Here is an 11,773-nt window from a genome sequence, read left to right on the forward strand (position 1 = left end):
CCTGCCGGAGTTTCTCCACGCGCCGCCCGGCGTCACCTTCGATCGAGTCTGCTCATCCGCGGGTGCGCCGACAGCTGCAATTGCCCGGTCCAGCTGTCGGTTTCATGGGCGATCACCTCGTTGACCCGGTAGGAGAAGTCCCGCAGCAGGCCCATCCTGCGGTCGATCTCTCCGTTCGAGTTCGCGGGCGCGCGCGAGACGGAAGCCCACTCGAGCTGGAAGTCGCACAGCATCGCGTTGATCGACTGGGCGCTGCGGAGGTCGCGCATCCACGCGGTGGACACGCCGAAGAGCCGGTCGCATGCCAGGCTTCCTGCGGCGCAGGCGAGCAGGATGTATCCCCAGCTCGGGTTGATGGCGTCGACGCCCGCGGTGGTCAGCAGCGGCACCAGGATTCCGAGTAGGCCGAGCACGATCAGCGCCGCGGTGAGGGCTAGGCTGGCCCGCCGCTTCGTCAGACCGTCCCGCGAATACCACTCGCGTGCGTCCATGGCATACGCCTCGACGCGTTGGAACAGCCGGGCAAGGGTCTCATCGGAACTCGACCAATCGGCGGAGCGGAGGTCCAGCGAACGCGGCACTCCGAGGTCCTGCGAGCGATCCCCGCCGAGGGGCGATCGGTGCTCTGTCACGGCCCGTACTGTATCTCCCCTGGCGCTCCCGAATCACCTTTCGCCCGTTTGCCGGTCGGGCCGAACGGTGCCGCGGACCTCGACGATGACGCGGGCGTAGTTCTTATTGATGCTGTTCGATTCAGCTTGCACTACAACACATTTCGAGAAAGCGCCCAGTCGCGGACCGGGTCCGGTCGCGCCGTGCCCAAGGGTGCGGACGCGGTGGATTGCACGAAAGTTGCGACTTAGTAACGGATTCGGGCAGCTCGCGTCCCACGGCAAGGCGTCGGTCACAACCAGCGCCGGGACCGAAGAGACTTCCGACGGCACCGATGGAATTGTGCGACCGGCCCTCCCCTCCGATGAGTCGGTCACTCCCGTCCGACCGCGGGTACGTCGTCGCGACCTCGTCGGTAACCGCTTACTCAGAGGATTCAGAATCCCGTTGATCGCAATCATTTTCCGGCCATTGCGCAGCTCCTAGTGTTCGGAGAACCCTGCTGAGCACCGTGCCCGAGGACGACCGCAGCCGGGGATCGCCATGTCCGCCTCGGTTCCGCAGCGAACCGATCCTCGATTTCGGAGCGACGTGCAGCCAACTCCCTGGTCAGCGAAGGACTCTCGGCTCGAGCGAGTACCGGACGCGACGCCGGGACGGCTCGGCGCATCGCGCGCATCCCGGCCCGCGCTGCACGGCCACCGGGGCTATCTCGGCGCCGCGGCAGGCAGCCTCGTCACGCTGATCCTGCTGTTCCAGCCGTGGCTCATGGCGGCGGGCGCCGACGGCAGAGCCAGTGCGAATGCCTTCGGCCGGATCACCGCGACCACCTCGTATCTCAACGTCTGGTCGGCGACGCAACCGCCCACCGCGCGGATCAGCGGCGCCCTGGCGCTGCTGTCCGCGGGCGCGATCGTCATGACCGTCTGCGTGGTGGCGGTGAATCTCCGGCTGCGCACCGAGATCCTGGCGCGCGCGGCGACGGCGTGCGCGGTGACGACCGCGGCGCTGGTCGCGCTCACCGTGCTCTACGTCAACAGCAAGGCTCCCGAGCTGCGCGCCATGCTCGCGCGCTCCTCGGACTTCGGCGGGCAGGTCGGCATGGTGACCAGCTGGGCGTTCGGCAACGGCAGCCTGATCGCGCCGGGGGTGCGGCAGGTCTCCTACAACACCGCGGGACTCACCCACTGGCCCCTGCTCGCTGGGGTCACCTCGCTGGGCTCGGCCGTCGTCGCCGTCGCCCAATGGGCATACAACCGTCCGGCCACCTCACTGCGGCTGCCGCGACTCGCCGGTGCGCGTTCCGGCGAACCGGCCGGGCGCGTCGAGTGAGCGGGCCGGCACGCCACCCCGCGCTCCGCTGACTCCCCGCCGATCCGGGGTAGGACCAGCGCCGCACCCCCTGCGGCGGCACACCGTGACCGGCCGCGGTCGCCGGGCGATCCGCGCTGAACTACCGGACACCGAGGGACTCTCCGGTGCGGAAAGTAACCGGCGCAGCGGACTTTCGGCCCTACGGCCACGCCGCGCGCCGCGGGCACAGTCGTGCCAGGTGAGTCGGTGGGGCGAGAGCAGTGGAGGATGGGATGTCGCTGGTGTCGGAGGCGTGGTCGTCGACGTCGTTCCCGGAAGTCGCCGTGTTCGCCGCGGGCCGGGTGCCCGCACTCGAGCGGGAGCGCTTCGCCGGCACCGTGTGCCGTCTGCTGTCGCGCTTCCCTGCCGCGGGCAGCGCCCGCCTGCGGATCACGGGGCCCGATCACGACGACGGCCCGATGGTCGTCCAGGTGAATCTGTCCGTCGGCGGCACGCCGGCACGCATCCAGACGCTGGCGCGACGCCGTGGTGACGCGTTGCCGACGCTGGTGCGGTTGGAACGGCAGATCAAGGCGTTGCAGAAGACGTGGGAGCCGCGTCCGTGGCCGGATCCGGGTCGTCGGCCGCTGGACGCCCCCGGTCCGGGCGAACTGGTCCGCCGCAAGGTCGTCGCGCTGATGACCTGCGGGTTGCCCGCGGCGGCGGCGATCATGGACGCGATGGATTACGACGCGCATCTGTTCACCGATGCCGAGACCGGAGAGGACGCCGTCGTCCACCGCGCAGGGCCGTTCGGGCTGCGGATGGCGCGCCAGCACAGCGTTCATACCCCGCCCTGGATCGCGGGCACTCCCGGACTGGTCACCATCAATCCCCGCCCGGCCCCGGAGCTGACCGAAACCCGAGCCGTGGCACGGGTATGCGAATACGGCTTGCCGTCGCTGTTCTACACCGACTCGGCGTCGGGACGCGGCCGTCTGATGTATCGCCGCTACGACGGCGGCCTGACGCTCGTCGCACCCGCCGACCGCATCGACACCGTCACCGCCTGAACAACCGCACTCCCCCGGCGCTGTCCGTCCGGCACCGGTCGTCGCCGGTCACGCCCGGACCGAGCCGTTATCGATCACCTCTCCTTCCGAACCATGCGCAAAAGAAAGGCGGACACGACGTTGGCGCGTGATCTGACACAGCTGGAGATTCTCACCGAACTGGAACAATTCGCGGGCGCCGCGTTGGACCGCCACCTGTCCATGGTCAAGGAGTGGCATCCCCACGACTACGTGCCGTGGGACGCGGGACACAACTTCGCGATGCTGGGCGGAATCGATTGGGACCCGAGCCAATCGCGACTGTCGGACGTGGCGAAGGCGGCTTTGATCACGAATCTGCTCACCGAGGACAATCTTCCCTCCTATCACCGCGAGATCAGCGCGAACTTCTCCCGAGACGGCGCGTGGGGCTCGTGGGTGGGACGATGGACCGCCGAGGAGGCCCGCCACAGCATCGTCCTGCGCGACTACCTCGTCGTCACCCGGGCTGTCGACCCGGTCGCCTTGGAGAACGACCGTATGGCGCACATGTCCCACGGTTTCGCCGCGCCGATGGAGCGCACGGACACCTCCGGTGACGGCGGATTCCTGTTCTCGGTGGCTTACGTGTCCTTTCAAGAGTTGGCGACCCGCATCAGCCATCGCAACACGGCGGCCGTCTGCGACGATCCGGTCGCCGACCGCATGCTGCAACGCATCGCCGCCGACGAGAACCTGCACATGATCTTCTACCGCGGCATGTGCGCCGCGGCCCTGGATCTGGTGCCCGATCAGGCCATCGAAGCGATCGACCTGATCGTGCGCAATTTCCGGATGCCCGGCACCGGCATGCCCAACTTCCGGCGCAACGGCGTCCTCATGGCCAAACACGGCATCTACGATCTGCGCCAGCATTCGGAAGAAGTGCTGCAACCGGTCATCCGGCAGTGGAACGTATTCGAGCGCGACGACTTCGGTCCGCGCGGCGAGCAAGCCAGGGAACGACTCGCCGCCTTCCTGGACGACCTCGAGCACGTGCGCATTCCCCGGTTCGAGGAACAACGCGACCGCGCCCTCGCGCGGGAAGCGCGCCGGGGTGTCGGCACCGTGGCGGGATAGTGGCACCGGAGGGATCCTGGCCGGCGAAACGGGCGTCAGCCCACATAGCGCCGCGCGGCGGAATGGCGCTGGGATTCTTCCAGCAGAACGAGCCCCGCCTCCACTCGCGGCGGCAGGACTTTTCGTTCGCGCAGCACCCACGGCATCCCGCGCAGCGTGTCGAGAACGGCCGCCGCGGTCGTCAGGTCGGCCGGGGCCGATCTGAGCACCACGGCGGTCCGCCGCGCGGCGCTGCGGGCCGGGCGGCGCAACCACAGCGTCCACAGCGTGTTCCGGATGCCGAGGCGGCGACGATGGGTCGGGTCCCGGGTGGTGGACGGCTCGTGGTGGATCACGATGTCCTCCACCCAGCACATCCACCAGCCGTACGCCGCGAGGTCGAGCGCGAGCAGTTCCTCCTCCCCACCGAACCACAGGCGCCGGGAGAACCCGCCGACCTGACGGAACGCGCTGACCCGGAAGGCGGACAGCGCCGCCATCACGCCGAGCAGGGCGGGGCCTGGCAGCCAGTCGGGCCCGGCGACCGGCGAGTAGCGCAGTTCCGGCGTGATCGGGTCTTCGCGGAGGTCGGGGGCGACCAGGCAGCGTCCCGTCACCGAGCCGAGGCCCGGATACCGGTCGAGTAGATCGGCCGCGCGGGTCAACGCGCCCGGCTGCCAGCGGGTGTCGTCGTCGCAGAACGCCACGTACGGCGTGACCACCCGCTCGACCGCGATGTTCCTGGCCACCGCGCCCAGGTTGTCCGCCGAGCGGATGAGCTGCACGGAAGGGAACGCCGCGGCGACCGCGGCGGCCGTTCCGTCGGTGGAACCGTTGTCGACCAGGATGATCGGGGCCGCGTCGGCGAGCGCGGTCATGTGGGCGAGGGTGTGCAGCAGTTGCTCGCGCCGGTTGCGGGTGATGATGACGACCGTCATCCGTTCCGTTGGCATCCGTCACTTCCTTCCGTGGGCGAGTTCCAGAGTTCTGGCCCTGCGCTCGATCTCCGGCGGCAGCCTGCGCCGCTGCGCCAGCGCCCTGGGCAGGCGGCGCACGATCCCGGCGAACGCCAGCACCGTTCCCGGGTCGCGCACCGTCCGGCACAGCAGGCTCGCGGACTCGGCCGCGCACCGCCGCAGCGGCCTGCGCATCCAGGCGATCAACGCGTTGTTGCGCTGTTCGGCCCGTCTGCGCCACGCCTGCGGCGGCCGCCGCGCCGAGGGGTGGTGATGGGCGCGCACCCGCGCCACGTAACAGAGGTCCCAGCCGCACGCCGCCATGTCGAGTGACAGCAACCGTTCTTCGGCGCCGAAATGCAGAAGCGGGCTGAACCCGGACGCCTGTAGATACGCGTCTTTGCGCACGATCGCCGCGCAGGCGAGGAAGCCGAGAACCAACGGGCCCGGCAGCCCGGGGGGATGCCCGAGCGGGCTGGTCGCCATCAGTTCGTTGACCGGATCGTCACGGTGGTCGGCGCCGACGAGCGTGCGTCCCGCGACCAGGCCCAGCCGTGGATGGGCGTCCAGCACCCGCTCGGCTTCCTCGAGCGCGTCCTCGGCCCACCACGAGTCGTCGTCGCTGAACGCGACGTAGGGCGTCCGGGCCAGCGCGACGCCGAGGTTGCGCGCCGCGGCGCCGAGATTGCGGGGCAGCCGGACGACGCGCACCCCGGGGAACGCCTCCGCCACGTCGGCCGTGTCGTCGACCGAAGCGTTGTCCAGCACCACGATCGCGGGGGCCGGGCGCAGTGCGCGCAGTTCGGTCAAGGTTCGGCACAGTTCGGCGGCGCGATTGCGGGTGGCGATGACGACGGTGGTCTTCGCCACCGCCGGCGCGCTCACGCCGGCCGTCCCGCGAGCAGTTCCTCGAGCAGGTCGCTGGTGAGGGTGTCGGCGACGGGGAACTCCCGCCGCCGCGCCCGTTCGCGCCCCGCGGGCGCCAGGCACCAGCGCCACCACTGATCGAACGCGCCTGTGTCGGTGGTCTGCTCGGCGCCGACCAGCGCGGGCCAGTCCAGCGCCTTCGCCTGCGCGGTGACTTTTCCGCCGCCCGCGACGGGATCCACCGCCAGCACCGGGATACCGGCGCGCAGTCCCAGCACCATGCCGTGCAGCCGCGTGGTGATCACCGCGTCCAGGCGAGCGAACACCGACGCGAGCTGGTCGGGCGTGCGGCACAGCCGCCAGTCGTCGGAGGTCAATCTGGTGTCGAGCGGCAGTCGCGCGCAGTCGAGTTCGCGCAGCCACCGCAGCAGCGCGCGATGCACCGAGCGGTGCCTGCGGGCCATGCCGTATTCGGCTTGGCCCGGGGCGAAGACGACACCCACCACCGGGACGCTCACCGTGGACGCCCCGACCGCGATGTCCGGTCGCGCCACGGACGGACTGTCGCGCGGCAAGATGCGGTGGAACCCGGTGACCGCGGCATCGGCCGGATCGAGGATGGAGACGCCCACCGCGATGCGCCTGCAGTTCGCGTACCGCTCGTGCAGGAACCGGACCTGCTCACCGTGCGCGGGCCCGCAGACGAAAACGAGGTGCGAATAGCGTCCGGAGTCCGCGTCGTCCAGATGCATCGCGTCGGAACGAAACCCCGGGCTCCACGCCGTGTCGTGCGGGATCGCGGCGGAGGCCAGAGCGTCACACACTCGGCTCATGCTCAACACGTCCCCGGCCGTCGCTTCCCCGTGCAGGAAGCTGGGCCACCCGGTGACAAGTACCCGCATGTCTGTGCCCATACCCGCCGCACCCCAGGTCAATCAGCCGTGTCTTGGTTCGGTGACCGCGAACTTCGCACATCGCGGGCCGGTGGCCTAGCTCGGGGCCGCGCGCAGGTGCACGACCTTCGTCTGGGTCATCTCGTCCAGCAATTCCGGCCCGTAGCCGAAGCCGGATCCGCTGGCGCGCCGCGGGTGCGCCGCTCCGCCGGGCGCGCCGCCGAAGACGGAGTTGATCTTCACCGTGCCCACCGGCAGTTCCCGCCACGCGAGCTGGGCATGGGCCATCGAAGGCGTCAACACGGTGGCCGCGAGACCGTAGTCGTCGGTGGCGGCCTCCTCGATGCCGTGCTCGAACGTGTCCACCACTCGCACCGGCGCGACCGGACCGAAGGTTTCCTCCCGCATGATCCGCATGGCCGGATCGCACTGTGTCAGCACGGTGGCCGGATAGTGCGCACCGGCGCCGTCCGGCAGCACACCGCCGGTCAACAGCTCGGCGCCGTGCTCGACCGCGTCGCGGACCTGCGCGTGGACCTGCTCGCGGTGGCGCCGGTCGACCAGTGGGGCCGGCTTCCACGACTCGGCCTCGGCCACCAAGGCCGCCAGGAATGATTCCGCGACGTCCCGGTGTACGAAGATCCGCTCGACCGACACGCAGATCTGACCGGAGTTCGCGAACGCGCCGAGGGCCGCCTGCCCGGCCGCCCAGACGGGATCCACTCCGGCGTCGACCACGAGCGCGTCGTTGCCGCCGTTCTCCAGCAGTGCCTTCGCGCCCGTGTTCGCCACGCTCCGCGCGATCGACCGTCCCGTGGCCGTGCTGCCGACATGCGCGACGACGTCCACATCCAGCCGCGCGGCCAGCAGCGCGCCCACCCTTCCGTCGCCTTGCACCGTCTGCAGAACGCCCTCGGGAAGCGTGCCGGCCAGCAACTCACCGAGCAGACCTCCGGTATGCGGCGCGCGTTCGCTCGGCTTGTACACGACGGTGTTTCCGGTGACCAGTGCCGCGCCGAGCAAACCGCAGGACACCGCAACGGGATCGTTCCACGGTGTCAGGGCGACGACAACGCCGCGCGGTTCCCACACCATGAGATCGGTCGCTTCGAAAGCCCCCTGCAGGCTTCTGCCTCGGTGCAGCGGTCCCAGTTCGGCATATTGCTCCAGCGTCGCGGCACCCGCCAGCACCCCCTCCTTGCTCTCCGACCGCGGACGTCCGGTTTCGAGCCGGTTGAGTTCGGCCAACTCGTCGGCGCGCTCGCGCAGCAGAGCGGCGCCGGCACGGACGGCGGCGGCCCGCTCGGCCGCCGGAGTACGCGCCCACGCGGATTGCGCGCGATTTGCCATACCCACTTGCCGATCGATCTGCGCGAGATCAGTCATCGGCACCTTGCCGACGGCGGCTCCGCTGGCGGGATCGACGATCTCGATCGTTTCGGTCGCGCGGAGTCCGGTGGCGGACGGGGCAGCGTTGGGTGCGCTCATGTCGCGGCCATTGCCTGGCTTCCGCGGTTCAAACCGGTCGTGCCACAGCCGTGTCGATATCGCCGCACGGCACGTTCACCAGGCTCGATAGCTGAGAGGTTGCTGCCGTGCCGCGCCGACCAGGTTTGATCCGGCGGTAATAGGCAAGAGCTACCGGCATGGCCGAAAAGACCGAGCGGCTCACGGTGCTGCTGTGGCACGTGCACGGCTCATGGACGACGTCGTTCGTCCAAGGGCGGCACCGTTATCTGCTGCCCGTGCTGGCAGGCGGCGGACCGTGGGGCCGTGGACGGTGCGGTCGCGACTGGCCTTCGGCGGCGGAAGTGCCCGCGGATCGCTTGCGCGAAACCGAGCCGGACGTGGTCGTGCTGCAGCGCCCGGAGGAAATCGATCTCACCGAACGCTGGCTCGGTCGTCGCCCCGGGGCCGATATTCCCGCCGTCTACGTCGAGCACAACGCCCCGCGTCCCAGCGCGGCCACCACCAGCCATCCCCTGTCCGATCGCGCCGACATCCCGCTCGTGCACGTCACCCACTTCAATAACTTGATGTGGGACAACGGACGCGCGCCCACCCGGGTGGTGCCGCACGGAATCGTCGACCCCGGCGCGCTCTACACCGGTGAACTGCCCCATGGCGTGGCGCTGATCAACGAACCGACGCGGCGCGGGCGGATCACCGGAAGCGATCTGCTGCCGGACTTCGCGATGGCGGGACCGATCGACCTGTACGGCATCGGCGCGGCCGATTACACGGCCGACAGATCCACCGGCCACCCGATCCGCGGCGTCGGGGATCTGCGGCAGTCGGCGTTGCATCCGGAAATGGCGCGCAGGAGGGTGTATCTGCACACCGCGCGCTGGACCTCGCTCGGATTGTCCCTGCTGGAAGCCATGCACTTGGCCATGCCGGTGGTGGCCATCGCCACCACCGAGGCCGTCATGGCCGTGCCGCCGGAAGCCGGTGCGATCTCCACCGACGTCGCGGCGCTCACCGCGAAGTTCCACGAATTCCTCCACGAACCCGATCTCGCGGCGCTCGCGGGCAAGTCGGGACGGCAGTTCGCGCTGGAGCACTACGGCCTCGGGGTCTTCCTGCGCCGGTGGGATGCCCTGCTCGCCGAGGTCACCGAATGAAGGCAGTGTCCCGGAGAGAGAAGGCGGAATCATGAAGATCGCGATGGTGTCCGAACACGCCAGCCCGCTCGCCGTGCTGGGCGGGGTCGATGCCGGCGGGCAGAACGTGCATGTCGCCGAGCTGTCCGCGGCCCTGTGCGGGCAGGGGCACGAGGTCACCGTCTACACGCGCAGGGAGGACGCCGACGCGCCGGACACGGTCACCGCCGAACAGGGTTACCGCGTGGTTCACGTTCCGGCCGGTCCCGCTCGTGTGCTGCCGAAGGACGAGTTGCTGCCGCACATGGTCGAATTCGGTGTCTTCCTGCGCGAGCAGTGGCGCGACGTCCGGCCGGATGTGGTGCACGCGCATTTCTGGATGTCCGGGCTCGCGGCCTTGTCGGGGGCACGCCCCACCGGCGTTCCCGTGGTCCAGACATTTCACGCGCTGGGCGTGGTGAAGCGCCGCCACCAAGGCGCCGACGACACCAGTCCGGCCGACCGGGTGCGCCTGGAGCGGCTGATCGCCGAACAAACCGACCGCATCATCGCCACCTGCACCGACGAGGTGTTCGAACTCGCCAGGTTCGGCGTGCCCCGGTCCAGGACCTCGGTGATCCCGTGCGGCGTGGATCTCGCGCAGTTCACACCCGACGGACCGGCGGAACCGAAGTCGGCCGAGCACCGGATGATCAGCGTCGGAAGATTGGTGCCGCGAAAAGGTTTCGACACCGCGATCACCGCGCTCACCAGCCTGCGCGACACCGAGCTGGTGCTGGTCGGCGGCCCGGACGACGCCGAACTCGCCGACGACCCGGAGGGCAAGCGGCTGCTGACGCTGGCGGAGGAGCTGGGCGTGCGCGACCGGTTGCACATGCTGGGGCGGGTGCCGCGGACCCGGATAGCTCCGCTGCTGAGATCGGCGGACGTCGCGGTGTGCACACCGTGGTACGAACCGTTCGGGATGACGCCGCTGGAAGCGATGGCATGCGGCATTCCCGTGGTGGCCACCGCGGTGGGTGGTCTCATCGATACCGTCGTCGACGGTGTGACCGGCAGGTTGGTCCCTGCGCGCGAGCCGGCGGAACTGGCCGACGCGGTAGGCGATCTGCTGACCACGCCCGGGCTCAGGGAGCGCTGCGGCCGCGCCGGGCGCGAGCGCGTCGAAGCGCGTTATTCATGGGACCGGATCGCCACGGAGACCCTCCACGCCTACCACCGGGTGATCGCATCCGGCGCCCGCCGCGGGAGCGGGCCCACCGATGGCGGTGCGGTCGACGTCGCGGAGCTTCCTCCCGAGGCGCCGTCGACTGACCACGGTGTGCGCGCGAGCGGTCAAGGATAGGCGGCGTCATGTCCGAACCCCGCGAACGTGCGTTGGTCACCGGCGGCTGCGGATTCGTCGGATCACACCTGTGCGAGCAGTTGCTCGACGCGGGCACCACGGTGGTCGCGCTCGACAACTTCGCCACGTCCACACCGGACAATGTCGCCCGGCTGCTGGACCGCCCCGGATTCGAACTCGTTCGGCACGATGTCACCGAGCCATTGCCCGCGATGGGCGTTTTCGACGTCGTCTTCCATCTCGCCTCGGCCGCATCGCCGCCGGACTACCTGCGCCTGCCGATCGAGACATTGCGGGCGGGCGCTCTCGGCACCGCCAACGCCATCGACGCGGCCGAGCGGAATCGGGCTCGTTTCGTGCTCGCGTCGACGAGTGAGGTCTACGGCGACCCCGCTGTCCACCCGCAGCCCGAGCATTACTGGGGTCACGTCAATCCGGTCGGCCCGCGCAGCGTCTACGACGAGGCGAAGCGGTACGCCGAGGCTTTCACGATGGCCTTCCGCCGGGAACGCGGGGTGAATACGGGAATTGCCCGGATCTTCAACACCTACGGCCCCCGCATGCGTACCGACGACGGCCGGATGGTGCCCACCTTCATCGCCCAGGCGTTGTCGGACGCGCCGCTCACCGTCGCGGGCACCGGCGAGCAGACCCGCTCACTGTGCTATGTCGACGACACGGTGCGCGGCCTGCTCGCGCTGGCCTCGACCGACCATCCGGGCCCGGTCAACATCGGCAATCCGCACGAGATCTCCGTGCGCCGCCTCGCCGAGGAGATCCGGGCGGCGATCGGCAGCCGTTCCATCGTGACGTATGTCGACGGCGCCATCGATGATCCGCAGCGGCGCTGCCCGGACATCTCGCTGGCCCGGCGTGCGTTGGGCTGGTGGCCGTTGGTCGACAGGGAGGAGGGCCTGCGGCGCACGATCGATTGGTTCGCCGGTCGAACGACCGAGCCGGCCGAAGAATCCGTGCGCTGACCGGGGCCGGACGGCGAAGCGGTTTAGTCGTGACTTCAGCGGGTAGCGCCCCCCTTGTATGCCAGCGGGCGAAC

At 69.8% G+C, this 11,773-nt stretch carries 11 protein-coding genes; 6 read left to right on the top strand and 5 right to left on the bottom strand.

Annotated features, from left to right (window positions below; translation table 11 throughout):
- Nucleotides 1-32: 32 nt before the first annotated feature.
- Entirely contained in the window at nt 33-632 is a 600-nt protein-coding gene (locus tag ACWDMM_RS30700) for an SLATT domain-containing protein (protein ID WP_195081082.1), read from the bottom strand.
- A gap of 571 nt (nt 633-1,203) precedes the next feature.
- On the opposite strand from ACWDMM_RS30700, the gene ACWDMM_RS30705 reads away from it, so the two are divergent.
- The 3 genes from ACWDMM_RS30705 (at nt 1,204) to ACWDMM_RS30715 (ending at nt 4,076) form a co-directional block, all read left to right on the top strand.
- Nucleotides 1,204-1,944 carry a hypothetical protein gene (locus ACWDMM_RS30705; protein WP_449940806.1) on the top strand — a complete coding sequence of 247 codons (741 nt, stop codon included), beginning with the start codon at nt 1,204-1,206 and terminating at the stop codon, nt 1,942-1,944.
- A 254-nt stretch (nt 1,945-2,198) separates the two neighbouring features.
- Nucleotides 2,199-2,978, top strand: coding sequence for a sigma 54 modulation/S30EA ribosomal C-terminal domain-containing protein (locus ACWDMM_RS30710; protein ID WP_357104802.1), 780 nt, complete (start codon nt 2,199-2,201; stop codon nt 2,976-2,978).
- Nucleotides 2,979-3,098: 120 nt separating this feature from the next.
- A complete protein-coding gene (locus tag ACWDMM_RS30715; RefSeq protein ID WP_195081407.1) occupies nt 3,099-4,076 on the top strand; it encodes an acyl-ACP desaturase in 978 nt (325 codons plus the stop codon).
- A gap of 35 nt (nt 4,077-4,111) precedes the next feature.
- On the opposite strand, the gene ACWDMM_RS30720 is transcribed toward ACWDMM_RS30715, so the two are convergent.
- The 4 genes from ACWDMM_RS30720 to ACWDMM_RS30735 all read right to left on the bottom strand — a co-directional run bounded on the left by ACWDMM_RS30720 (nt 4,112) and on the right by ACWDMM_RS30735 (nt 8,259).
- Nucleotides 4,112-5,008, bottom strand: a complete 897-nt coding sequence (locus tag ACWDMM_RS30720; protein ID WP_449940809.1) for a glycosyltransferase family 2 protein — start codon at nt 5,006-5,008, stop codon at nt 4,112-4,114.
- A gap of 3 nt (nt 5,009-5,011) precedes the next feature.
- The gene (locus ACWDMM_RS30725; RefSeq protein WP_449940812.1) at nt 5,012-5,896 is read right to left on the bottom strand and encodes a glycosyltransferase family 2 protein; all 885 of its coding nucleotides are present in this window, start codon (nt 5,894-5,896) and stop codon (nt 5,012-5,014) included.
- Complete coding sequence (locus ACWDMM_RS30730; RefSeq protein WP_449940814.1) at nt 5,893-6,780, bottom strand: polysaccharide pyruvyl transferase family protein; 888 nt, start codon at nt 6,778-6,780, stop codon at nt 5,893-5,895. The genes ACWDMM_RS30725 and ACWDMM_RS30730 overlap by 4 nt, the downstream gene beginning before the upstream one ends.
- 87 nt (nt 6,781-6,867) lie before the next feature.
- Nucleotides 6,868-8,259, bottom strand: coding sequence for an aldehyde dehydrogenase family protein (locus ACWDMM_RS30735; protein ID WP_357104795.1), 1,392 nt, complete (start codon nt 8,257-8,259; stop codon nt 6,868-6,870).
- Nucleotides 8,260-8,417: 158 nt separating this feature from the next.
- Between ACWDMM_RS30735 and ACWDMM_RS30740 the strand changes: the two genes are divergently transcribed.
- From ACWDMM_RS30740 to ACWDMM_RS30750, 3 genes are read left to right on the top strand one after another with little or no spacing between them, the layout of a single operon-like run.
- Nucleotides 8,418-9,395, top strand: coding sequence for a glycosyltransferase (locus tag ACWDMM_RS30740; protein WP_357104792.1), 978 nt, complete (start codon nt 8,418-8,420; stop codon nt 9,393-9,395).
- A 31-nt stretch (nt 9,396-9,426) separates the two neighbouring features.
- A complete protein-coding gene (locus ACWDMM_RS30745; RefSeq protein WP_357104789.1) occupies nt 9,427-10,719 on the top strand; it encodes a glycosyltransferase in 1,293 nt (430 codons plus the stop codon).
- Nucleotides 10,720-10,727: 8 nt separating this feature from the next.
- Nucleotides 10,728-11,699: a UDP-glucuronic acid decarboxylase family protein gene (locus ACWDMM_RS30750; RefSeq protein WP_449940817.1), complete on the top strand. Its 972-nt coding sequence runs from the start codon at nt 10,728-10,730 to the stop codon at nt 11,697-11,699.
- Nucleotides 11,700-11,773: the final 74 nt, after the last annotated feature.

It is taken from the genome of Nocardia sp. NPDC003726, from assembly GCF_053586955.1.

Excerpts from the sequence above, each read along its gene's own strand:
- ACWDMM_RS30710 (WP_357104802.1), top strand. The coding sequence starts at position 2,199 with ATGTCGCTGGTGTCGGAGGCGTGGTCGTCGACGTCGTTCCCGGAAGTC.
- ACWDMM_RS30720 (WP_449940809.1), bottom strand. The coding sequence starts at position 5,008 with ATGCCAACGGAACGGATGACGGTCGTCATCATCACCCGCAACCGGCGC.
- ACWDMM_RS30730 (WP_449940814.1), bottom strand. The coding sequence starts at position 6,780 with ATGCGGGTACTTGTCACCGGGTGGCCCAGCTTCCTGCACGGGGAAGCG.
- ACWDMM_RS30735 (WP_357104795.1), bottom strand. The coding sequence starts at position 8,259 with ATGAGCGCACCCAACGCTGCCCCGTCCGCCACCGGACTCCGCGCGACC.
- ACWDMM_RS30740 (WP_357104792.1), top strand. The coding sequence starts at position 8,418 with ATGGCCGAAAAGACCGAGCGGCTCACGGTGCTGCTGTGGCACGTGCAC.
- ACWDMM_RS30745 (WP_357104789.1), top strand. The coding sequence starts at position 9,427 with ATGAAGATCGCGATGGTGTCCGAACACGCCAGCCCGCTCGCCGTGCTG.
- ACWDMM_RS30750 (WP_449940817.1), top strand. The coding sequence starts at position 10,728 with ATGTCCGAACCCCGCGAACGTGCGTTGGTCACCGGCGGCTGCGGATTC.